Source organism: Massilia sp. NBRC 108631 (genome assembly GCF_059704565.1).
On record NZ_BAAKJE010000016.1, the window covers coordinates 1 to 246 of the forward strand.

General features: G+C 50.4%; 1 rRNA gene. It reads right to left on the bottom strand.

Annotated elements, in window-relative coordinates:
- Positions 1–246: ribosomal RNA gene (locus AC6H42_RS01420) — 23S ribosomal RNA — on the bottom strand; the annotation flags it as partial.

Here is a 246-nt window from a genome sequence, read left to right on the forward strand (position 1 = left end):
ACCTGTGTCGGTTTGCGGTACGGTCTCGTATGACTGAAGCTTAGAGGCTTTTCTTGGAACCACTTCCGATTGCTACGTGAACAAGTTCACTCGTCCCACTCCCTTGAATTACGCACCCGGATTTGCCTAAGTGCCTTCTATGAAGCAGAAACTGACTATTCCAACAGTCAGACAACCTTCCGCGATCCGTCCCCCCATCGCATCATACGACGGTGCAGGAATATTAACCTGCTTCCCATCAGCTAC